Source organism: Pararhizobium sp. PWRC1-1 (genome assembly GCF_049897905.1).
In the GTDB taxonomy this organism is placed as follows: Bacteria; Pseudomonadota; Alphaproteobacteria; order Rhizobiales; family Rhizobiaceae; genus Pararhizobium.
Genome location: NZ_JAFCXE010000010.1, coordinates 169,126 through 190,321, shown reverse-complemented (window position 1 = coordinate 190,321; position 21,196 = coordinate 169,126). Strand labels below are relative to the sequence as shown.

The window sequence follows — 21,196 nt, the reverse complement described above, 5'->3', positions numbered from 1 at the left end:
CACCAATCCAGAAGATCGCGGGCGGTCCGGTTCCGACCGGCAGGCAGAGCGGAGGGCGTCATGAGCATCAAAGTCAGCGAAAGAGAGAAACAGGCATTGATCGCACTCGCCGGCGTATCCCAAGCGGGCTGGTGCCTCTCGTTCAAGGGGGTCGCCGATCGATCAACCCTTGAGCTTCATCAAGTGCGGCGGACTGTGCGCGCTCTGGCTCGGAAGGGCTTGGCCGAGTTTCATCGCGGTCTTTTCGACGATGAAGGCAGTGTGGCCGGTTCCGGCTACTGCTGCACTGATCGAGGACAGGCGCTTGCCGTGGAAATTGGCGGTGACGCATGAACCGTCTTATGCTCATCGCAATCCAGTCGTGGAACTCATGGCGCGCAAAACGCCGGCTGGCTAAGGCCCTGCCCGCGGTCGCAGAGCGAAAGCAGAAGATCGCCACGCTCCGTCGCCAGCACAAGCCGACAAAGCCGATCATAGCCGAAAACTATCAGGACATTCACGAAGCGCTTGGCGTTCGGAGGAGCAAGTAATGGCCGCCACAGCGATGAATACACCGGTCAAGAGCATGACCCGCATTGCTCCCCCTTTCGAGGGCCAGCAGTTCACCTGCCACCAGCAGTGGGTGAACAAGGCCTCGTTGTGGCTTACCTGCCATCCGCAGTACCGGAACACCGAGCACGGCGAAGGAAAAGGGTGGCGAGGTCACCACTTCACCGCCATCTGCTTCGATAGCTTCGGCCGCCGCGTTACCAACGGCGGCGACTTTCGGCGTGCGGAAGAGGAAGGTGCATTTCCCGTCTGGTGGATATGGCCCGATCAGATACCGGAGCTTGTCGCTCTGGGTCAGGCGGTGCCCGCATGATCGACTGGCAGAAAACCGCTTCCAGCGCCATCGGCGAGGTTCACCGCAACCTGCCGACCGACGCCGATCTCGCCACCCGCAAGAAAGCGCTGCGCGCCGCTCGCCCTTGGGAGTTAGGCTCGACTAGTTGGGGCCGGAAGGTCTGGGCGAAACATTCCCGGAAGTATCTCGAGAAGTTCGGCCCGCCGCCTATCAAAGCAAACGCGGTGGAACAACTGTCTCCGCTGGAGCGCGCCAAGCGAGCTACGGAAGAACATCAGTTGAAACTCCGACTGTCTGGACTTGGCTATCAAATGGACCGGGCGCCCGCCGCTTCGAAAGGCGGTGCTTAATGGCTTCCCGAATTGCCTACATCCAGCGTGATCCCGTGAGGACCAAGCGCGCCAAGAAGGAAGCAGGCTATCTCGCCTTCATCCACGAACTACCGTGCGCGGTGACCGGCCGGTATGGCGTCGAAGCCGCGCATGTCTCATTCGCCAGCCCATGGCATGGGCACTACGGCCGAGGAAAGCAGACCAAGGCACCCGACCGCTTCGCGCTGCCCCTTCATCCCGACGCGCATCGCGATCAGCACGGCGCCAACGAGCGCGCTTGGTGGGATGCCCGCGGTATCAACCCGCACGAACTCGCAAACGCGCTTTGGGGCATCTACTGCGATCAGAGCGATAACGCCGCAGAGCTATGCGCCGCCCGGATCATGTCTGGGCTTGCTGCGACCGGTCGGCTGCCGAAATCAAGGGATGAGGTATGAACGAGCAAGAACACATCGGATCTGGCGCCATGGGCGACACCAGGTTCGAAGCGCCACAGACATCCTATGTGAGTTGGGCTCTCGGCGATGACGGATCACTGCGTATCCGTAAATGGTCCCAGTTTCCTTTCGATGGCGCGACCGATTACACCGCCTTGCCAATGGCTGGTACGTCCGGCTTCACGGACGCCGCGCCCTCAGATCAACTGATGCCCTTATTCGCCGTGGGGCAAATTTTCCGCCGGAAGTTTAAGGTCTACCCACTCAGCGTATTTAGACAATTGCATCGACAGTTCCTTCGCTGCGGGGACCGACAGCGAAACTTGGAGTTGGTGCGGCGCATTGTCTGTACCTATGTAGACCTCGTGCTCGCGTTGCGAGCGGACGTAGCCTATGCGCAACACAACCTGCCCACAGGACGATGCGACACCCCATTCGACCAGACCACAAGCCGTGATATTCCCGTGATCATCCATATCCCACTTGCTGGTATCTACATCGGACATTGCAATACTCCCGTTCAAGGCATGTCTTGCAGCCGCAATTCATTACACATGACTAATGTTCCATCAATATCTATAGGTGGGTTGGAGTTGGTACCCGCAGATCATCTGCAACTAGCTCTTCAGATTGCGCACCAGCACAACGAGTTCGTCATCGCCGAATTGGACGCAATCCGAAAATCAGTTCGCAATGCTATGGGCGCTATCGAGAGCAACCAGGTCGCAGATAAGGACGTTCACGGGACCCTCGATGGCGTTCTGAAGCGCCTCGGTGCCCTCGTGAACGCAAAGGAGCGGACGCAATGAGCCTGGACACCGCAATCAAACTCGCCACCGACGCCCACGCCGGCCAAGTCGATAAGTCCGGCGAACCGTATATCCTTCACCCGCTCCGCGTCATGCTGGCCATGAAGACCGATGAAGAGCGAATTGTTGCCGTCCTCCACGATGTGGTCGAGGACACCCGCGTCACCTGTGACGACCTGTACTGGACGCTCGGGTTCAAGCCGGAGATCGTCATAGCTGTTGCCGCGCTCACCCGTAGGAGCGACGAGGACTATTTCGACTTCATCCGCCGGCTGGCGCCGAACGCGATCGCTCGTGCGGTGAAGATAGCCGACATCCGGGACAACCTCGACCCGAACCGAGGATTACCCGCGGACGACAAAGCCACCGAGCGCGCGGACAAATACCGACTGGCGCTTGCTTTACTGGAGGAAACGACGGAATGACAGCTCCAGCTCTCATCAAAGAATCCGACCTGAAGCGCATGGCCAAGATCGCCAAACGGGACGGCGTGCGCGTCGAAATAGAAGTCAATGGGAGAATCCTCAGGGTTGCACCCGATATCCCCACTATCCACAGCATACGACCAGTTGCGCCGCCGGTAGAATTTGATCTCTGATGGAAGACATGAGCCGCAAGCCGTTCCTGTCCCATGAGAAGACCCGCCATAAAAAGAAGGTCTGGTACTTCAAGCGTAACGGCCGGCGCATCCGGCTGCCGGACACCTATGGGACAGCCGAATTCAACGCCGCCTATGAAAAGGCGCTCACCGGCTCATCTATGGCGCCGGAACCGGCCCGGCCGAAATCCAAATCCGGTTCCCTCAAATGGTTGGTCGAGCAGTACAAGCTCAGCGGGGCGTTTGCGTCCCTCGCGCCATCCACGCGCCGGCAGCGCGAAAATATCCTCATTCAGGCATTCACCAAGAATGAGAACGACCCGTTCGCTCTGGTCAAAAAGTCAGACATCAAGCGCGGCATGGACAAGCGTGCCGCCACGCCGAACGCTGCCAACAATTTCTTGAAGGCAGTCAGCCACCTGTTCAAGTGGGCAACGGAAGCCGAGCACGTATCCGTCAACCCGGTGATCGGCGTCACGAAGGTGAATGTAAAGACGGACGGTTTTCACACATGGTCGGTCGAACAGGTCGAGCAATATCGCGCCAAACATAAGATTGGCACGCGGGCGCGGCTCGCTATCGATCTCTTGCTTTTCCTAGGCCTTCGCCGTGGCGATGTGGTCGTAGTTGGAAAGCAGCACATGAAAGACGGGCTGATATCGATTCGGACTGGAAAGACTGGGGAGTGGGTATTCCTGCCAGTGTTCAAACAACTGCAGGAATCAATCGATGCCACGCCGACCGGGGATCTGGCGTTTCTGACGACATCGACGGGGAAGCCGTTCACGTCGCCGGCTTCGTTCGGGAATTGGTTTAGGGACAGGTGCGTGGAAGCTGGCCTTCCGAACGTGTGCCGCGCTCATGGCCTTCGGAAGGCCGGGGCAACGATAGCCGCCAACGAGGGATCGACAGCGCATGAGCTGATGGCGATGTATGGCTGGGCAAGACTGTCGATGGCTGAGATGTACACGCGGCTGGCGGACAAAAAAAAGCTCGCCCATGGTGCATCGGAACGGCTCGCGAACAAAATGTAAGTCGCACCCAAATCCCCTAGCGGTCGCACCTTGAAAGAAATCAATTGCTTAGGGAGATGATTGGCGACCCCTGCAGGGCTCGAACCTGCGACAACCTGCTTAGAAGGCAGGTGCTCTATCCAGCTGAGCTAAGGGGCCGCTTGGTGGAGGTGGTTGCCTCCGGAAACAGTCACGCTTCGATCAATGCGTCCAGGGCTGCGTGCGGCTGAAGCGGAAGTTGTCACTGTAGGAGACGCTTTTGCGGGTTGCTTCCTTGGGCGCGATAACGCGGTAATCGATGGTATTGCGCTCGGCGTAAGCGACAGCCTGTTCGGCTGTCTCGAATGTCAGCTTGAGTTGCTGGCGGGTGTCTGCCGAACTCGTATATCCCATGATCGGATCGATCGTCCGCGGGGTTTCCTGATCGAACTCGAGAACCCACAAATGCGTCTTGGCTTTACCAGACTGCATGGCAGTTTTTGCGGGTCGATAGATTTTCGCAGACATTCTTAAGCGGGCTCCAGCATACATCAACCACGCCGGCGCACTCTTGCCGATCGCTGCGCAATCCCATAGCGCAGATTGGATTAAAACGGAATGACCTTCCGGCATCATATCGTCCGATTTCGCAGGCCTGTGGCGTTTCGCAGCAAAAATCGGCTGGACGTCAGTAGCAGCACATCTGCGGAAATTTGGGCAGGTGCAAAAGCGCACGACGGTAAACGCCGTTTGCTCAAATCACCACTATGAAGGGAAAGTTCGATGGTCGGAGTGGAGAGATTCGAACTCCCGACCCTCTGGTCCCAAACCAGATGCGCTACCAGGCTGCGCTACACTCCGTGACCCGTCGATGGCCGGGAGATACACGCTTCCCCCTGCCCCTGCAACACCTAAATTGCATAATCCAGCCGGAGTGCGATTTCACCCACAGGCGGGTGGTTTGACCGATCAGGGCGTGGTGGCGGAGATGCGTGCGTTATCGACAACATCACCCGGCGCGATGCCGAGGCGGCGAACGGTCCCACCGTTGAGTTCAAGCACGAACGCTACAGGCACCCGCGAATCGATAATCGCTTCCGAGAGCGGAACGGCATTTTCCTTGATCGTCTCGACCTTGCCATCCTTGTTGATGAATAGCATGTCCAGCGGCAGATACGTGTTCTTCATCCACATCATCACCTGACGCGTTTGAGCGAAATCAAACAGCATGCCGCGATCACGCGGCATGTGGCGACGGTCCATCAGTCCATGAGCGCGCTGATCGCCATCGACCGCCAATTCTACGGTGAACTTGTGGATCTGGCCACCGGATGTGACGATAGTGAGTGGCGCGGTGTCGAAGGTGATATCCGCCGCTGTGGCACAAAACGGAACAAGGCACAAAAAAAGCGCCACGAGGGCGCTTCCGGAAAAGCGCTGAAAACGCGCCCTCATCAATGTGCGCGCCCAGCCGGCGCCGGCACGTCCGGATGGATTTCGGCCGCCATCAGGCCCTTGTCGCCATCGCCGAAACGAACCAGAACGGTCTGTCCTGGACGCAGTTCGGTAAGTCCGAAACGACGCAGAGTTTCCATGTGAATGAAGATATCTTCTGTACCATCGCCGCGCGTCAGGAAGCCGAAGCCCTTGGTGCGGTTGAACCACTTGACGAGGCAACGCTCCAGGCCGCTGGTCGGCGTCACCTGAACGTGCGTTTTGACCGGGGGCAATTGCGACGGATGAACAGCGGTCGACTGATCCATGGAAAGGATGCGAAAGGCTTGGTAGCCGCGATCGCGCTTCTGGATCAGGGCCACGACGCGGGCGCCCTCAAGCACCGTCTGGTAACCGTCGCGGCGCAGGCAGGTGACATGGACCAGAACATCCTGCATGCCGTTGTCCGGTACGATGAAGCCAAAGCCCTTGGCGACATCGAACCATTTGATGACACCGGTGATTTCAACCAGATCAAGCGCATCGCTGCCGAAATCCTCATCCGGCGTTACGCCCTTCGTTGAAATCCTGTCCGCCATTACCTTGCCCAGCCCCTCGATTACGCGTCACACTCATTACGGTTAACTGATTCTTGACAGGGAGAATAACATCGTCCTGCCGCAATTGCGCAAGCCCTCGAATGAAATTTGCCGTCGATGGACGTTACCCTGCGAGCCTTGCCTCTGGCTGGTTGTCAGCTAAATATAGCGCATCTTCAGCAAAACAGGGATATTACAATGCGTTATCTGCACACGATGGTTCGCGTCAAAGATCTGGACGCCTCACTTCATTTCTGGAGCAAGCTTTTTGGTCTTCAGGAAATCCGGCGATACGAGAATGAAAAGGGCCGGTTTACCCTGGTTTTCCTGGCTGCACCGGGTGATCTCGACCACGCGAAGGCTGAATTGTCGCCCTGTCTGGAGCTGACCTACAACTGGGACACAGAGGATTATACAGGTGGGCGCAACTTCGGACACCTTGCCTATGAGGTCGATGATATCTACGCGACCTGCCAGCACCTGATGGACAACGGCGTCATTATCAACCGGCCTCCACGCGACGGCCACATGGCATTCGTCCGCTCGCCGGACGGCATTTCAATCGAGATCCTGCAGAAGGGCGAAAACCTGCAATCGCAGGAGCCGTGGGCCTCGATGGGCAATACCGGCGCCTGGTAAGCCCCGCGCAATGTGGACGGGCGATATCTTGCTTTCTTTCCATCGCCGCTGGCGGTCTGGAGTTGGATATCGCCTGGTTCATTCCGGATCAATCTGATCCGATCAAGTGTGGATCGCCCAATGGCGAGCCCCTCGGGAAGCCCGGCAAAGAAAACCGCCTGCGTCAGCGCAGGTTTACAAACAACGGAGCGTTCATTAATGTTTGAACGAAACGTTAAGGGGATCAGGATCTGCACTGCCGCTTCGAGCTGGCGCTCATTCCTGTTTCCGGTTGAACCGGTCAAACCGAAAAAAGCGGCGCGCATGGCCCTCCAAGGCGCGCGGCGGCAATTTGGTTTGTGACTTCCTGATGAAAGGCCATGACGGCAGAAGATGCCGCCCGGCCCGCATTGAGTGGGGATACAACGTTGCGTCATGTTCTGCACAAAGCAGCGACTATGCGCGGTTTTAGCTGCGCGCTCGCCCTGACTGTTTCCGTTCTGACCCTCTCCGGCTGCGTCTCAGCCGCAAAGGAAACGGCTGATGCTGCCCAGGCGGCTGAAGACGTGGTGCCGGTCGTCGCCTCGGCCGATGCGGCAGCGCCGGCCGGCTATACCGATCAGCAGGTTGCTGCTGTCGGAGCCAATGGGCAGCAGCAGACCGCCGCTTACCCGGCGCAAGCAACCGCTATGGTTCCTGCCGCCGGGACCGGACAGCCGGCCTCGTTGACAATGCAAAGCACCGGGCTCAAGGCGACATCCAGCAGCATCTTTTCCGTCCAGACGCCCAATGCGGTTGATCAAACGCAGGGAAACGCTCCCCTGCCCGCAGGACAGCAGACCGGCGTCAACCCTGCCAGCAACAGCCTCTTCAATAGTGGTCAGCCGCCGGTCAATCCGACGCCACTTCCGCTGGAAGGCGCGAGCAATGCCGAAGGCACTGCCGCGGCAACACAACAGGTGGCAAGCGCCGGGATGGGCGCCGGCGGCACACCTTTGCCTGTTGCGGTACCGATACCCTCAAGCGGTGACGGCATGCGTGCCGGTCATATGCAACAGCCCGCCGCGGTACAGACTGCATCAGCGGAGATCATCAACAGTGCCCCGGTTATTCTTGCCGATTCGGGAAAAGTGCCTAATGACGGCAATCAATCGGATAATGCTGAGCAGCCCCTGACACTGGCCAGCTTATTCGCGGCCAAACGCAAGAATCGCAACCAGTTCAATGGCGATCGATTCTCCAAGGCGCCGGCCCAGAAAACGCTTGGTGTTACCGATGCCAAACCCCGGCAGATCGCCGCACTCGGCTTCACGGATTTGCCCGGCGTGCGCACAACATCAATGTTTGCGACTGTCGAGGATTCCGAACCGGCACATGACGACGAAAGCCCGGCAGTCGAAGTAGCCTCCCTGTCTGGCCTGGCGCGTCTTGCACCGAATGGCCTGTGGCTGCAAACCGAGAAGGTCGAGACCGGCTGTTTCCAGCCTGATCTGCTGCGCGTTTTGAAAGTCGTAGAGACCCATTACGGCCGCCAAGTGATGGTGACATCAGGCCTGCGGGATTTGAAACACAATGCCAGGGCTGGTGGAAGCCGCCATTCGCTTCACACGACCTGCCAGGCAGCCGACATTCAGGTGCCCGGCGTCAGCAAATGGGATCTGGCAGAGTATCTCCGAACAATCCCGGGACGTGGCGGGGTCGGAACTTACTGTCACACGGAATCGGTTCATATCGACACCGGCGAGTCCCGCGACTGGAATTGGCGCTGCCGCCGCCGCAGAATCTGATATCAACATACTGTTTTTGCTTAATATTATCGTAAAATGAAAGAAATTTCGCTCTATCAGAACTTTTTTACAGGAAAATGAAATTTGCCGCTTGCGGTATTCAAAACCCCTGACTATAAGACGCCCACACAACGGCTGCGCCCTTCGTCTATCGGTTAGGACACCAGATTTTCATTCTGGGAAGAGGGGTTCGACTCCCCTAGGGCGTACCATTGTGAACCTCCCTGACAGAAAAAATATGCCCCGTCCGCCCGCGAAAACGCATTGGCGCCGGCCGGTTTGGGCGACATAAATTCCCTTTGTTTTACTGCTGTTTTTACTGCGAAAAATCCTTGAAAAAACATGATTTAGCGCTTGCAGCATTCAGCGTGTCTGACTATAAGACGCCCACACCACTGATGCGCCCTTCGTCTATCGGTTAGGACACCAGATTTTCATTCTGGGAAGAGGGGTTCGACTCCCCTAGGGCGTACCATGGTTTTCCAATTCCCCCACATTGAAGCATGAACATGAGACGCCGGTAACGGCCGCTCAAAACGCCTTTGCAGCGTCGATCACCCGCAACTGCACGCGGCGTGTTCCCTGCCACAGGTCGGCCGATATCGAGGCGGCCACATGCAGCGACGTGCCACGCTCAGACAGCAGCAAGTCGCCCAGCGGCGTCTCCAGCGCGCGGAATGCGATGCCTTCGATCCTCGAGCCATCCTGGCCTTCCAGCGTCACTTTCACATGGTTGGCGCCGACCTGGCGCGAATCGCGCAAGCGATGCGCCGGCAGCGCAAAGATGGGCTGCGGATGCCCTGCCCCATATGGGCCTGCCTGCTCCAACTGATCGATCAGCGCCAGATTGGCACCGGCAGCACCCAAAGCGCCATCGATCTTCAGCGTTTCGGCCGAAACAAGGTCCTTGACGATATTCTGCGCTTTCTCGTCGAAGAAATTCCGCAGCTTGCCGAGATTGGCGCGCTCGACAGTCAGGCCGGCCGCCATCGCATGGCCACCGCCCTTGACCAGAAGACCGTTATCGACCGCCGCGCGAACAATCTTGCCGATGTCGAATCCGCTGATCGAGCGGCCAGACCCCGTTCCCTTGCCATTCGCATCGAACGAGATCGCAAAGGCCGGACGGCGGAATTTTTCTTTCAGGCGTGCCGCCAGAAGGCCGACAATGCCCGGATGCCAGTTTTCGCGAGCCGTGACGATGATCGAGGCCGATTCGCCATTGCCGTATTCCGCCAGCGCTTCGGCTTCCGCCTCAGCCAGCATGGCGACCTCCATGACCTGGCGTTCGCGGTTGAGTTCGTCGAGTTTTGCAGCGATCTCTTCAGCGGCGCCTTCGTCCTCCAGCGTAAGCAGACGGCTACCAAGTGCGGCATCGCCGATCCGTCCACCCGCATTGATTCGCGGGCCGATCAGGAAGCCGAAATGATAGGGTGTGACCGGCCCCCCGAGACCTGCCTTGCGAAACAGCGCTGAGAGGCCCGGGTTCTGCATGTGCCGTGCGGCGACCAGACCCTTGACCACATAGGCCCTGTTCAGGCCCTTGAGCGGAACCACGTCGCAGACGGTTGCCAGCGCTACGATGTCCAGCAAGGCGAGCAGATCAAAGGAGGCGACGCGCTTGTCACCGGCTTCGCGCAACAGGCGCACAGCGTTGACGAGAACGAGAAAGACGACACCGGCCGCGCAGAGATGCCCCTGTCCCGACAGATCGTCCTCGCGGTTCGGATTGACCAGAGCCACGCAGGGCGGCAGTTCCGCGCCGACCTGATGGTGGTCGATAACAACGACATTGATGCCCCGCGCTCCGGCAGCAGCAAGCGATTCGTGGCTGGTCGAGCCGCAATCCACAGTGACGATCAATCGGGCTCCATTGTCGATCAGCTGATTGATCGCAGTGGGATTGGGGCCATAACCTTCGAAAATCCGGTCGGGAATATAGATTTCCGCATCGACACCGAAATGGCGCAGGAACCGGAACATCAGCGCCGAGGACGCTGCCCCGTCGACATCGTAGTCCCCGAAAATGGCGACCTTTTCGCGCGACTTGATTGCGGCGATGATGCGGGCGGCGGCCTTGCTGCAATCGGTCAGCGTATCGGGGTCCGGCATCAGCGAGCGGATAGTCGGGTCGAGGAATGCGACCGCATCGTCCATCGTCACGCCGCGCCCGGCCAGAACCCGGGCGATGAGGTCGGAAAAGCCATGAACCTGGCTGATGGCCAGCGCACGATTTTGCCCGGCCTGATCCAGCCGCGACACCCAGCGCTGGCCGCTGACCGAACGCTCGACATTGAGAAACGCCCGTTGGACGGGATCTGGCACATCACTCATCGTACACCCATGATTTTTGACCGTACGTACGCGGGTTTTGCATCAGGCGCAAACCGCAACGAAAACGGCCCCACCCGGATATGAACCGGATGGGGCCGCAAGACATTCATCTGCGATTTCGGATCAAGCCGTCTTCGGCCGTTCGATGCGGATGACCTGCGGCTCGCCAACGAGATAGCCCTCCCCCTTGATCGAGGCGACCGCCTTGCGGACCGAGTCTTCAGTCGTCGCGTGGGTGACGAGAATGATCGTCTGCGGTTCGCCGGTCTCAACGTGCTGCTTGGAATGCTGAACGATGGATTCCAGCGAAATCCGATTTTCGGCCATGCGCGTTGCGATGCTTGCGAACACGCCGGTCTTGTCGAGAACCTTCAAGCGAATGAAGTATCCGCCCTCATGGCTCTGAATCTGCGCCTGTTTGTAAGGCAACAGCGCCGTAACGGGACGGCCGAACGCCGGCACATGCTGGGCGCCCGGGCGGCTCTTGGCGAGATCGGCGATGTCGCCGAGCACCGCGGACGCCGTCGCATTGCCGCCGGCACCCGGTCCGACCATCAGCAATTCGCCGAGAATGTCGGATTCGATCGCCACCGCATTGGTCACGCCGTCAACCTGCGCAATCACCGAATCGAGTGGCACCATGGTCGGATGCACCCGCTGTTCGATCCCACTGTCGGTGCGCTGGGCAACGCCGAGCAGCTTGATGCGATAGCCGAGATCGGCCGCCGCATGGATATCGTCGATCGAGATATTGGTGATGCCTTCGAGATAGATATCATCGGCAGCGATCGCCGTTCCGAAGGCAAGGCTGGTGAGGATCGACAGCTTGTGGGCTGTGTCGCTGCCCTCGATGTCGAAGGCCGGATCGGCTTCGGCATAACCCAGGCGCTGCGCTTCCTTGAGGCAGGCCTCGAACGACAGTCCTTCCTTCTCCATCTTGGTGAGGATGTAATTGCAGGTGCCGTTCATAATGCCATAGACGCGGGAAATCGTGTTGCCCGTCAGCGATTCCCTCAGCGCCTTGATCACAGGAATGCCACCGGCGACGGCCGCTTCGTAGTTCAATAGCGCGCCATGCTCTTCAGCCAACCCGGCCAACGCAATGCCATGAGCGGCCAGCAGCGCCTTGTTGGCGGTGATCACGTGCACGCCGCGCGACAAGGCAGCTTTGACGGCGGACAAAGCCGGTTCGCCGGCACCGCCTATCAGTTCGACGAACACGTCGATATCGGCAGTCTGGGCCAGCGAAAGCGCATCGGCATGCCAGTCGATTGCGGAAATATCGACGCCGCGATCGCGATTCCTGTCGCGTGCCGTGACGGCGGTGATTTCGATGGCCCGGCCGCATGTCGTCGCCAGCGCCTCGTGGCGCTCCTGGAGAATACGCACGAGCGAGGCACCAACAGTTCCCAAGCCCGCAATGCCGATTTTAAGGGCATCTGCCATACAACTATTCCTAACATATCGAGAACGCTCCGCCTGAAACGGCGGAGCAGATTTTGAGGGGTACCGGAAAATCCGGTGCCTCAGCGGTGAGCGTTCAGCGAGATGACGTTGTGCAACGTATCGTCGGCTGTCGAGAGAAACTTCTTGAGGCTACGGGCGGCCTGACGAATCCGGTGTTCGTTTTCAACCAGCGCGATGCGGATATAGTCGTCGCCCTGTTCACCGAACCCAATACCGGGCGCCACAGCGATATCGGCCTTTTCGACCAGAAGCTTGGAGAATTCCAGCGAACCGAGATGACGGAACTTTTCCGGGATCTTCGCCCAGGCAAACATCGTGGCTGCCGGAGGCGGCACGTCCCAGCCGGCCTTGCCGAAGCTTTCGACCAGCACGTCGCGACGGCGCTTGTAGATATTGCGCACTTCGGCAATATCCGAGCCATCGCTGTTCAGCGCATGGGTCGCCGCCACCTGGATCGGCGTGAAGGCGCCGTAGTCGAGGTAGGACTTGACCCGCGTCAGGGCTGCGATCAGGCGTTCGTTGCCGACGGCAAAGCCCATGCGCCAACCGGGCATGGAGAATGTCTTCGACATCGAGGTAAACTCGACCGTGTTGTCCATCGCGCCCGGAACTTCTAGAACAGACGGCGGCATCACGCCGTCGAAATAGATTTCCGAATAGGCCAGATCCGATAGAATGACGATGTCATGCTTCTTCGCGAAGGCGACGACTTCCTTGTAGAAATCGAGCGTTGCCACATGCGCCGTCGGGTTGGACGGATAGTTGATGACCAGCGCGATGGGCTTCGGGATCGAATGGCGGATCGCCCGCTCGAGCGGCGGGAAGAACGTGTCATCCGGCTCGACCGAAATCGAGCGGATGACGCCGCCGGTCATCAGGAAGCCGAAGGCATGGATCGGGTAGGTCGGGTTCGGGCACAGGATCACGTCGCCTGGGGCGGTGATCGCCTGCGCCATATTGGCGAAGCCTTCCTTGGAACCGAGCGTCGCCACGACCTGGGTATCTGGGTTGAGCTTGACGCCAAAACGGCGGGCATAATAGGCGGCCTGCGCGCGGCGAAGGCCCGGAATGCCCTTGGAGGACGAATAGCGGTGCGTGCGCGGGTCCTGGACGGCTTCGCACAGCTTATCGACGATTGACTGCGGCGTCGGAAGGTCCGGATTGCCCATGCCGAGGTCGATGATATCAGCTCCACCCGCTCGCGCGCTGGCTTTCAAACGGTTGACCTGTTCGAAAACGTAAGGCGGCAGACGCCGGACTTTGTGAAACTCTTCCATCTCTAAACCTCGTCTTGCGCCGTCCCCGTGCAGGATTCATGCGTGCAAGGAAACGCGCGCGGTGCAATCAGGCCCACGCGGCCATGAAACGCTTTGCGTCCAAATCAGCCGAAACGCAAGCGCTATTTCTGTATCTGCTTCAGCGTATCGGCACCGTGATTGGCAGCCAGCAGCTGTAGCTCCTTCAGGCGGCGCTGATATTCCGCTTCGGAGATTTTTCCCGATGAACGGGCAGCCCCAAGCGCCGTCAGCCGCGCCGATTGGCTTGCAGCCTCTTCGTTGCTCATCTGGGCGCTGGCAGCCGGCAATTTTCCTTCGATGACGGGATAGACATCGGCGGGAATGGGCTTGGCCATGGTGGCGGAATAGATGGATGGTTGCTCTTCGACTTTTGTCGAACTGCACGCGGCAAGAGCAAGCACCAAACCTGCCATTCCAAAGGCCGTTACCATCCGCGTCATCACTGCTTTCCCCGACTTCGTCATCTCGCCCCTGCCCGGCACTTTTGGTTTGAACTCTAACCGAAACCGGCGGGCAGCCAATATGCCCCGAGTCCAACATGCGCTGGCACTTGTAATCATTTTAAGGCAGAATGTAAAAAGACAAAACAAACAAACATCTGTGGAGGAAACTGGGTGGCAGAAGACAGGAAGGCCGAGGGCCAGACCGGCGCCAGCACGGATGGTTTTCCCGGTTTCGACCCGAAATCCGTCGATCCCTACATCGTCAAGGACCCTGAAGCCTTTACGATCAATCTCGCCCGTACGGTCGAGCAGCTCGGCAAGGCGGCGTCCGCATGGCTTGCCCCCCGCGAAAGCGGCGAGAAGATTAACATGGCCGCCGACCCGATGGTCGACATGGTCAAGACCCTCTCCAAAGTCTCCGAATACTGGCTCTCCGATCCACGACGCACGCTTGAAGCCCAGACCTACCTGATGGGCAGCTTCTTCTCCATGTGGACGCGCACGATGCAGAGGATGGGCGGCGAGACGGTCAGCGATCCCGATGACGTGCCGCGCAACGACAAGCGATTTTCCGATGCCGACTGGGTCGCCAATCCGTTCTTCGATTTCCTGCGCCAGGCCTATTTCATCACCTCCAACTGGGCTGACCGGATGGTGCGCGATGCCGAAGGCCTCGACGACCATACCAAACACAAGGCTGCCTTCTACGTGCGCCAGATTTCCAGCGCACTGTCGCCTGCCAATTTCGTTACCACCAATCCGCAACTCTATCGCGAAACGGTCGCATCCAGCGGCGCCAATCTCGTCAAGGGCATGCAGATGCTGGCCGAGGACATCGTTGCCGGCAAGGGCGACCTGAAACTGCGCCAGACGGATGTCAGCAAGTTTGCGGTCGGCGAAAACATCGCGATCACGCCCGGCAAGGTGATCGCCCAGAGCGATGTCTGCCAGGTCCTGCAATATGATGCATCTACAGAGACAGTGCTGAAGCGGCCGCTTCTGATCTGCCCGCCATGGATCAACAAGTTCTACGTTCTCGACCTCAACCCGCAAAAATCCTTCATCAAATGGGCTGTTGATCAGGGCCATACCGTCTTCGTCATCTCCTGGGTCAATCCGGATGAACGCCACGCCGGCAAGGGTTGGGAATCCTATGCCCGTGAAGGCATCGGCTTTGCGCTCGACACTATCCGCCAGGCGACCGGCGAAGAGGACGTGAATGCGATCGGCTACTGCGTCGGTGGCACCCTGCTTGCCGCGACGCTTGCCCTGCATGCGCAGGAAGGCGACACCCGCATCCGTTCTGCCACGCTGTTTACCACGCAGGTCGATTTCACCCATGCCGGTGACCTCAAAGTCTTTGCCGACGAGGAGCAAATCGCCCAGATGGAAGAGAAGATGAAGGAGACCGGCTATCTCGACGGCTCGAAGATGGCGATGGCCTTCAACATGCTGCGGGCGTCGGATCTCATCTGGCCCTATTTCGTCAACAACTACCTGAAAGGCCAGGAACCCTCGGCCTTCGACCTGCTCTACTGGAATTCCGACTCCACCCGGATGCCGGCGGCCAACCATTCCTTCTATCTGCGCAATTGTTACCTTCACAACAACCTGACCAAGGGTGCGATGGTGCTGGCGGGAAAGACGATCTCTCTCGGTGACGTCAATATCCCGATCTACAATCTTGCCACCAAGGAAGACCATATCGCCCCGGCAAAATCGGTCTTCGTCGGAAGCCAGTTTTTCGGCGGCGAGGTCACCTATGTGATGTCCGGCTCCGGCCATATCGCTGGCGTCGTCAATCCGCCGGACAGGGGCAAATACCAGTTCTGGACCGGCGGCCCGGCCACGGGCGATTTCGACGACTGGGTGAAGTCGGCCAACGAAACGCCGGGTTCCTGGTGGCCTCACTGGCAGTCATGGATCGAAGCGCTCGAAGGCGAACGCGTGCCGGCGCGAAAGACAGGCGGGCAACTCAATTCTCTGGAAGAAGCGCCGGGCTCCTATGTCCGTGCGCGCGCCTGATCAAACAACGGACACCGACACTTCATGCTCTTCGACAGGCCACTGGTGCCCGCCGTCCTCATTCAGCGCTACAAACGCTTTCTCTTCGATGCCGTGCTTGAGGATGGGCGCACGATCACCGGCTCCTGCCCCAATACCGGATCGATGCGCGGGCTGACGACACCCGGTTCGCGGATCTGGCTTTCCGAGCATGACAGTCCGACGCGCAAATATCAGCACATGTTCGAAATGGTCGATGTCGGCGGCACCGTCGTCGGCATCAATACCGGCTTGCCAAACAGGTTGGCGGAAGAGGCCATCAAGGCGGGACAGGTTGGCGACTTTCATCTCTATTCAACCGTGCAGCGCGAACAGAAATATGGCCGCAATTCCCGCATAGACATTTTGCTCAGCGATCCGGCGCGCGGGCGCGCCTATATCGAAGTCAAGAACGTGCATTTCAGCCGCACACCCGGCCTGGCCGAGTTTCCAGATAGCCCGACGGCGCGGGGCGCGAAGCATCTGGAAGAACTGGGCGACATGGTCGAGGCAGGCCATCGCGGCATCATGATCTACCTGATCCAGCGGGACGACTGCGCCACGTTCAGGATATGCTACGATCTCGACCCGGTTTATGCCAAGGCTTTTCGCCGGGCGCTGCAGCGCGGGGTTGAGACCTTCGCCGTCAAATGCCGGGTTTCGCCGCAGCAAATTGCGGCTGACGGGCTGATCCCGATAGACGAACCCGCCTGTGCTGATCTATGACATTGATGAAAGGCAACTGAAAGTATTGTAATGGTCACCTATATCGAGGCAGCGTCAGCGCCCTACAAGAATACCGGCGTTATCCGCCTCTATACGCCCGAGGATTTTACCGGGATCAAGCGCGCCTGCCAGATCACGGCACGCTGCCTCGACGAACTGGCAAGCCGCGTCAAGCCGGGAGTAACCACCGACGAGATCGATCGTTTCGTGTTCGACTTCGGCATGGATCACGGCGCCCTGCCCGCGACACTCAACTATCGCGGCTATACCAAGTCGTCCTGCACATCGATCAACCACGTCGTCTGTCACGGCATTCCCAACGAAAAGCCGTTGCGCGAAGGTGATGTCGTCAACATCGACGTCACCTACATTATCGACGGCTGGCACGGCGATTCCAGCCGGATGTATCCGGTCGGCGAAATCAAGCGGGCGGCCCAGCGGCTGCTCGAAGTCACCCATGAATGCCTGATGCGCGGCATTGCCGCCGTCAAGCCCGGCGCGCGCACCGGTGCCATCGGCGAAGCCATCCAGACCTTTGCCGAAGCCGAACGCTGTTCGGTGGTGCGCGATTTCTGCGGCCACGGCGTCGGCCGCCTATTTCATGATGCGCCGAACATCCTGCACTATGGCCGCGCCAATGAAGGCCCGGAAATGCGCGAAGGCATGATCTTCACCATCGAGCCGATGATCAATCTGGGCCGGCCGCATGTAAAGGTTCTGGCCGATGGCTGGACCGCCGTTACCCGCGACCGGTCGCTGTCGGCGCAATACGAACATGCTGTGGGCGTTACCGCCACCGGCTGCGAGATTTTCACCCTGTCGCCGGGCGGCCTCGACCGTCCAGGCCTGCCAGCATAGGGTTGTCAATGAGCAAGCCCCCTTTCTCTTTCGACGGTGACCATTCACAACCGCCTGATGAGAGGGGCTATTTCGCCGAACAGCAATCGAAACGGCGCGCGCTGACGATACCAGCAGCGCAACAGGACGATGCCCACTATCACGGTCATCGTGACCGCCTGCGGACACGCTTCAAGGACCACGGCGACACGGCGCTGGCCGACTATGAAATCCTTGAGCTGCTGCTCTTCCGGCTGATCCCCCGCCGCGATACCAAACCCATCGCCAAGGCGCTGCTTGAACGCTTCGGAACACTGGCCGGCGTCTTTGGCGCTTCCCCGGCCTTGCTGCAGGAAGTGAAGGGAATCGGCGAGACCGTGGCCTTCGACCTGAAGCTGATCTCGACCGTTGCCCACCGGACACTCAAGAGCGAGCTCAAAGGCAAGCAGGTCTTGGCCTCCTGGTCATCGGTGATCGACTATTGCCATGCCGCCATGGCGCACGAGACCCGGGAACAGTTCCGCATTCTCTTTCTCGACAAGCGCAATGCGCTGATTGCCGATGAAGTGCAGCAGACTGGCACCGTCGATCACACGCCGGTCTATCCGCGTGAAGTGGTCAAGCGTGCCCTTGAGTTGTCGGCGACCGCCCTTATTCTCGTCCACAATCATCCATCAGGGGATCCGACTCCGTCGCGCGCCGATATCGAGATGACCAAGATGATCGTCGACACGGCAAAACCGCTGGGGATCACCGTTCACGATCACATCATCATCGGCAAGGACGGGCACGCCAGCCTGAAAGGACTGCGGCTGATCTGATCGAATACTGGCTCAGAGCCACTTCGCCCGGTGGAACATGCGGTAGAGCATGCTGCAGATAAACAGGATCAGCGCCAGGACGACGAAGTAGCCGTACTTGAACTTCAATTCCGGCATGTCGTCGAAATTCATCCCGTAGATACCGGCAATGGCCGTCGGGACCGCAAGGATCGCGGCCCAGGATGCGAGCTTTCGGGAAATTTCGGTCTGCTCCGACTGGCCGATCATCAGGCTGGCTTCGAAGGTGAAGGCCAGCACCTCGCGCAACGTGTCGATATCCTCCTGCACCCGCCGGACATGATCGGTCACGTCGCGGAACAGCGCATGCAGCGTCGCGTCCATGCCCGGCAGATCGAGATGCTCATGCCGCCGGCACACATCGACCAAGGGAACGACGGCATTGCGCAGCCGCAGCAGGCTGCGGCGCAGGAAATAGAGACGCTCGATATCTTTCTTGTCCAATCGCTCGCGCAGTAGCCGCTCCTCAAGTTCCTCAACCTCCGCATGGATGCCTTCAACGACGGGCATGTAATTGTCGACGATGAAATCGAGGATCGAATAGAGAATGTAGTTCTCGCCGTGCGCCAGCGCCGCCGGCGAAGCCTCGCAGCGTTGCCGGACCAGGTTGTAGGATGTCGATGGTCCATGGCGCACTGAGACGACATAGCCGCGGCCGACGAACAGATGGGTTTCGCCAAAGACAATCTCATCGCCCATCATATGCGCTGTGCGCGCCACGACGAAGATGGCCTCACCGTAGATTTCCAGCTTGGGACGCTGATGGGCATGGCCCGCATCTTCAATGGCCAGCTCATGCAGACCGAATTCCGCCTGCACTTCCCGCAACAGCGCATCATCTGGCTCATGCAGGCCAATCCAGATGACCGCATTGTCGCGGCCCTTCCACATATGCGCGTCCTTGATCTCGATATCGCGAATGCGCTGGCCATGCTCATAGACTGCGGCAGCAACAACGCCGGGGCGGCTGCGCGGTTTGACAGGCGGCGCATTGCCGGTATCGGGGGCGGTATCGGGCGATGCTGCTGTCTCGCTGCCGTGCCTGCCTTCTGCTTCCTGCAAAGCCATGGTAACCTCCCATCATGCAAACCGGACAGTGCCGGTCTGTCGACATAGTGCTGAAAGCGTTCTCCTTGCCGCGACCAGCACATTGCTTCGGCTCAATATAATCCCTTTTGGTAAAATAAGCATCGGAAGCCTGGGCCTGTTCCAAAGGCTTTATTAAACTGTAAGATTGACGATATAGACGCTTGCGGGCGACATTTGTCGCAACGCACAATGATTCTCCTCCATCATCGGAAACGCGACATGAACCAGTACGATCTCGTGGTTGTCGGCAGTGGACCTGCAGGACGCAGGGCCGCCATCCAGGCCGCCAAGCTGAGCAAGAAGGTTCTTGTCATCGAACAGGGAAAGCGTGTCGGCGGCGTCTCGGTGCATACCGGTACAATCCCCTCCAAAACCCTTCGCGAAACCGCACTCAACCTCACCGGCTGGCGCGAGCGCGGCTTTTACGGACGCGCCTACCGTGTCAAGGAAGAGATCAGCGCAGAGGATCTGCGCCGCCGCCTGCTGATCACCCTTGATCACGAGGTCGAGGTTCTGGAACATCAGTTCGCCCGCAACCGCGTTCAGCATATTCGCGGCAAGGCGAGTTTCATCGATCCGCAGACGATGCAGATTCTGAAGGAAGACGGTGAAATCATCCAGGTTTCCGCCACCAGCATCCTGCTTGCGGTCGGCACGAAGCCGTTTCGCCCGGACTACATTCCCTTCGACGGAAAGACGGTGCTCGATAGCGACGAGCTGCTTGAAATCCAGGACCTGCCGCGCTCCATGGCCGTGATCGGCGCCGGCGTCATCGGCATCGAATATGCGACGATCTTCAGCGCGCTGGATACGCAGGTGACGCTGATCGATCCCAAATCCACCATGCTCGATTTCATCGACAAGGAAATCGTCGAGGACTTCACCTATCAGCTGCGCGACCGCAACATGAAGCTGCACCTTGGGCAAAAGGCCGAAAAGGTAGAGCGGACGCCGGACGGCAAATGCTCGATCAAGCTTGATAGCGGCCGCGTCATCATCTGCGAAATGGTGCTGTTTGCCGCCGGCCGCATGGGCGCTACCGATTCGCTCAACCTGGAGGCTGCAGGCCTTCAGGCCGACAGTCGTGGCCGCCTCAGCGTCAACCCCGAGACCTTTCAGACATCGGTTCCCAACATTTATGCGGCAGGCGACGTCGTGGGCTTCCCGAGCCTTGCCTCCACCTCGATGGAACAGGGCCGCATCGCGGCGCGCGTTGCCGTCGGTGCTATCGCCAAGGAACCACCGAAATTCTTCCCCTACGGCATCTACGCCGTACCGGAAATCTCGACCTGCGGCCTGACGGAGGAAGAGGTCAAAGAACGCGGCATTCCTTATGAATGTGGCATCGCCCGCTTCCGCGAGACGTCGCGCGGCCACATCATGGGGCTGGATTCCGGGCTTTTGAAGCTGATCTTCTCGCTGAAGACGCGGCGCCTGCTCGGTGTGCACATTGTCGGCGAAGGTGCTACCGAGCTTGTCCATATCGGCCAGGCCGTGCTGAACCTGAAGGGCACCGTCGAATATTTCGTCGAAAACACCTTCAACTACCCGACGCTTGCCGAAGCCTACAAGATTGCCGGCCTTGATGCTGGCAACCGGATGGGCGAAATCGCGCCGAAGGTGTGAGGACGGCTCCAGATCGTGACTCTTGCGGCCTCGGCCAGCTTCCG

25 protein-coding genes and 4 tRNA genes are annotated in these 21,196 nt (G+C 59.1%); 19 read left to right on the top strand and 10 right to left on the bottom strand.

The features are described 5' to 3' along the window. Nucleotides 1-60 precede the first annotated feature (60 nt). Genes ACP7E0_RS17195 through ACP7E0_RS17155 form a run of 9 tightly spaced genes read left to right on the top strand, consistent with a single transcriptional unit; the run spans nucleotide 61 to nucleotide 4,054 of the window. A complete protein-coding gene (locus tag ACP7E0_RS17195; RefSeq protein ID WP_426126259.1) occupies nucleotides 61-333 on the top strand; it encodes a hypothetical protein in 273 nt (90 codons plus the stop codon). Beyond that, a complete protein-coding gene (locus tag ACP7E0_RS17190) occupies nucleotides 330-530 on the top strand; it encodes a hypothetical protein (protein ID WP_426126257.1) in 201 nt (66 codons plus the stop codon). The genes ACP7E0_RS17195 and ACP7E0_RS17190 overlap by 4 nt, the downstream gene beginning before the upstream one ends. Beyond that, nucleotides 530-862, top strand: a complete 333-nt coding sequence (locus ACP7E0_RS17185; protein ID WP_426126255.1) for a hypothetical protein — start codon at nucleotides 530-532, stop codon at nucleotides 860-862. The genes ACP7E0_RS17190 and ACP7E0_RS17185 overlap by 1 nt, the downstream gene beginning before the upstream one ends. Then, nucleotides 859-1,194, top strand: a complete 336-nt coding sequence (locus ACP7E0_RS17180) for a hypothetical protein (protein ID WP_426126254.1) — start codon at nucleotides 859-861, stop codon at nucleotides 1,192-1,194. The genes ACP7E0_RS17185 and ACP7E0_RS17180 overlap by 4 nt, the downstream gene beginning before the upstream one ends. Continuing rightward, nucleotides 1,194-1,613 carry a DUF968 domain-containing protein gene (locus tag ACP7E0_RS17175; RefSeq protein WP_426126253.1) on the top strand — a complete coding sequence of 140 codons (420 nt, stop codon included), beginning with the start codon at nucleotides 1,194-1,196 and terminating at the stop codon, nucleotides 1,611-1,613. The genes ACP7E0_RS17180 and ACP7E0_RS17175 overlap by 1 nt, the downstream gene beginning before the upstream one ends. Then, entirely contained in the window at nucleotides 1,610-2,422 is an 813-nt protein-coding gene (locus tag ACP7E0_RS17170; protein ID WP_426126251.1) for a hypothetical protein, read from the top strand. Before ACP7E0_RS17175 ends, ACP7E0_RS17170 begins: the two co-directional genes overlap by 4 nt. After that, entirely contained in the window at nucleotides 2,419-2,847 is a 429-nt protein-coding gene (locus tag ACP7E0_RS17165; protein ID WP_426126249.1) for an HD domain-containing protein, read from the top strand. Before ACP7E0_RS17170 ends, ACP7E0_RS17165 begins: the two co-directional genes overlap by 4 nt. After that, nucleotides 2,844-3,020, top strand: coding sequence for a hypothetical protein (locus tag ACP7E0_RS17160; protein WP_426126247.1), 177 nt, complete (start codon nucleotides 2,844-2,846; stop codon nucleotides 3,018-3,020). The genes ACP7E0_RS17165 and ACP7E0_RS17160 overlap by 4 nt, the downstream gene beginning before the upstream one ends. Continuing rightward, nucleotides 3,020-4,054 carry a tyrosine-type recombinase/integrase gene (locus ACP7E0_RS17155; protein WP_426126245.1) on the top strand — a complete coding sequence of 345 codons (1,035 nt, stop codon included), beginning with the start codon at nucleotides 3,020-3,022 and terminating at the stop codon, nucleotides 4,052-4,054. The genes ACP7E0_RS17160 and ACP7E0_RS17155 overlap by 1 nt, the downstream gene beginning before the upstream one ends. A gap of 61 nt (nucleotides 4,055-4,115) precedes the next feature. On the opposite strand, the gene ACP7E0_RS17150 is transcribed toward ACP7E0_RS17155, so the two are convergent. The 5 genes from ACP7E0_RS17150 to ACP7E0_RS17130 form a co-directional block, all read right to left on the bottom strand. Then, nucleotides 4,116-4,192 (bottom strand) — tRNA-Arg (locus ACP7E0_RS17150). A 42-nt stretch (nucleotides 4,193-4,234) separates the two neighbouring features. Then, nucleotides 4,235-4,540, bottom strand: a complete 306-nt coding sequence (locus ACP7E0_RS17145) for an ETC complex I subunit (protein WP_426126243.1) — start codon at nucleotides 4,538-4,540, stop codon at nucleotides 4,235-4,237. Nucleotides 4,541-4,796: 256 nt separating this feature from the next. Next, a tRNA-Pro gene (locus ACP7E0_RS17140) sits at nucleotides 4,797-4,873 on the bottom strand. Nucleotides 4,874-4,981: 108 nt separating this feature from the next. Further along, nucleotides 4,982-5,467, bottom strand: a complete 486-nt coding sequence (locus ACP7E0_RS17135; protein ID WP_426126241.1) for a DUF192 domain-containing protein — start codon at nucleotides 5,465-5,467, stop codon at nucleotides 4,982-4,984. Further along, the gene (locus ACP7E0_RS17130) at nucleotides 5,467-6,045 is read right to left on the bottom strand and encodes a cold-shock protein (RefSeq protein WP_113315763.1); all 579 of its coding nucleotides are present in this window, start codon (nucleotides 6,043-6,045) and stop codon (nucleotides 5,467-5,469) included. Before ACP7E0_RS17130 ends, ACP7E0_RS17135 begins: the two co-directional genes overlap by 1 nt. A gap of 198 nt (nucleotides 6,046-6,243) precedes the next feature. Between ACP7E0_RS17130 and ACP7E0_RS17125 the strand changes: the two genes are divergently transcribed. The 5 genes from ACP7E0_RS17125 (at nucleotide 6,244) to ACP7E0_RS17105 (ending at nucleotide 8,925) form a co-directional block, all read left to right on the top strand. Then, on the top strand, nucleotides 6,244-6,684 hold the full coding sequence (locus ACP7E0_RS17125; protein WP_426126239.1) for a VOC family protein: 441 nt from the start codon (nucleotides 6,244-6,246) through the stop codon (nucleotides 6,682-6,684). 120 nt (nucleotides 6,685-6,804) lie between these two features. Then, a complete protein-coding gene (locus ACP7E0_RS17120) occupies nucleotides 6,805-7,026 on the top strand; it encodes a hypothetical protein (protein ID WP_426126238.1) in 222 nt (73 codons plus the stop codon). Between the two features lie 95 nt (nucleotides 7,027-7,121). Continuing rightward, the gene (locus ACP7E0_RS17115) at nucleotides 7,122-8,450 is read left to right on the top strand and encodes a D-Ala-D-Ala carboxypeptidase family metallohydrolase (RefSeq protein ID WP_426126237.1); all 1,329 of its coding nucleotides are present in this window, start codon (nucleotides 7,122-7,124) and stop codon (nucleotides 8,448-8,450) included. Between the two features lie 137 nt (nucleotides 8,451-8,587). After that, nucleotides 8,588-8,662, top strand: a tRNA-Glu gene (locus ACP7E0_RS17110). A gap of 188 nt (nucleotides 8,663-8,850) precedes the next feature. Continuing rightward, nucleotides 8,851-8,925 (top strand) — tRNA-Glu (locus tag ACP7E0_RS17105). Nucleotides 8,926-8,981: 56 nt separating this feature from the next. Here ACP7E0_RS17105 and recJ read toward each other — a convergent pair. The 4 genes from recJ to ACP7E0_RS17085 form a co-directional block, all read right to left on the bottom strand. Next, complete coding sequence (recJ, locus tag ACP7E0_RS17100) at nucleotides 8,982-10,784, bottom strand: single-stranded-DNA-specific exonuclease RecJ (RefSeq protein ID WP_426126236.1); 1,803 nt, start codon at nucleotides 10,782-10,784, stop codon at nucleotides 8,982-8,984. Between the two features lie 123 nt (nucleotides 10,785-10,907). Next, a complete protein-coding gene (locus ACP7E0_RS17095; RefSeq protein ID WP_426126235.1) occupies nucleotides 10,908-12,230 on the bottom strand; it encodes a homoserine dehydrogenase in 1,323 nt (440 codons plus the stop codon). 80 nt (nucleotides 12,231-12,310) lie between these two features. Next, nucleotides 12,311-13,528 carry an LL-diaminopimelate aminotransferase gene (locus tag ACP7E0_RS17090; RefSeq protein WP_426126234.1) on the bottom strand — a complete coding sequence of 406 codons (1,218 nt, stop codon included), beginning with the start codon at nucleotides 13,526-13,528 and terminating at the stop codon, nucleotides 12,311-12,313. 122 nt (nucleotides 13,529-13,650) lie between these two features. After that, on the bottom strand, nucleotides 13,651-13,989 hold the full coding sequence (locus ACP7E0_RS17085; RefSeq protein WP_426126233.1) for an SHOCT domain-containing protein: 339 nt from the start codon (nucleotides 13,987-13,989) through the stop codon (nucleotides 13,651-13,653). 174 nt (nucleotides 13,990-14,163) lie between these two features. On the opposite strand from ACP7E0_RS17085, the gene phaC reads away from it, so the two are divergent. From phaC to radC, 4 genes are read left to right on the top strand one after another with little or no spacing between them, the layout of a single operon-like run. Next, nucleotides 14,164-16,017: a poly(3-hydroxyalkanoate) polymerase subunit PhaC gene (gene phaC / locus ACP7E0_RS17080; RefSeq protein ID WP_426126232.1), complete on the top strand. Its 1,854-nt coding sequence runs from the start codon at nucleotides 14,164-14,166 to the stop codon at nucleotides 16,015-16,017. Nucleotides 16,018-16,041: 24 nt separating this feature from the next. Beyond that, nucleotides 16,042-16,761: a DNA/RNA nuclease SfsA gene (gene sfsA, locus ACP7E0_RS17075; protein ID WP_426126231.1), complete on the top strand. Its 720-nt coding sequence runs from the start codon at nucleotides 16,042-16,044 to the stop codon at nucleotides 16,759-16,761. Nucleotides 16,762-16,791: 30 nt separating this feature from the next. Next, nucleotides 16,792-17,619 carry a type I methionyl aminopeptidase gene (map, locus tag ACP7E0_RS17070; protein WP_426126230.1) on the top strand — a complete coding sequence of 276 codons (828 nt, stop codon included), beginning with the start codon at nucleotides 16,792-16,794 and terminating at the stop codon, nucleotides 17,617-17,619. Between the two features lie 8 nt (nucleotides 17,620-17,627). Continuing rightward, nucleotides 17,628-18,419, top strand: coding sequence for a RadC family protein (gene radC / locus ACP7E0_RS17065; protein ID WP_426126229.1), 792 nt, complete (start codon nucleotides 17,628-17,630; stop codon nucleotides 18,417-18,419). Between the two features lie 12 nt (nucleotides 18,420-18,431). Here the strand turns inward: radC and ACP7E0_RS17060 are convergent, their stop codons facing one another. Then, nucleotides 18,432-19,505 (bottom strand): magnesium and cobalt transport protein CorA, encoded by a 1,074-nt coding sequence (locus tag ACP7E0_RS17060; protein ID WP_426126228.1) that lies wholly within the window; start codon nucleotides 19,503-19,505, stop codon nucleotides 18,432-18,434. 240 nt (nucleotides 19,506-19,745) lie between these two features. Between ACP7E0_RS17060 and sthA the strand changes: the two genes are divergently transcribed. Further along, nucleotides 19,746-21,152, top strand: coding sequence for a Si-specific NAD(P)(+) transhydrogenase (sthA, locus tag ACP7E0_RS17055; protein ID WP_113315754.1), 1,407 nt, complete (start codon nucleotides 19,746-19,748; stop codon nucleotides 21,150-21,152). The last annotated feature ends 44 nt before the right edge of the window (nucleotides 21,153-21,196 follow it).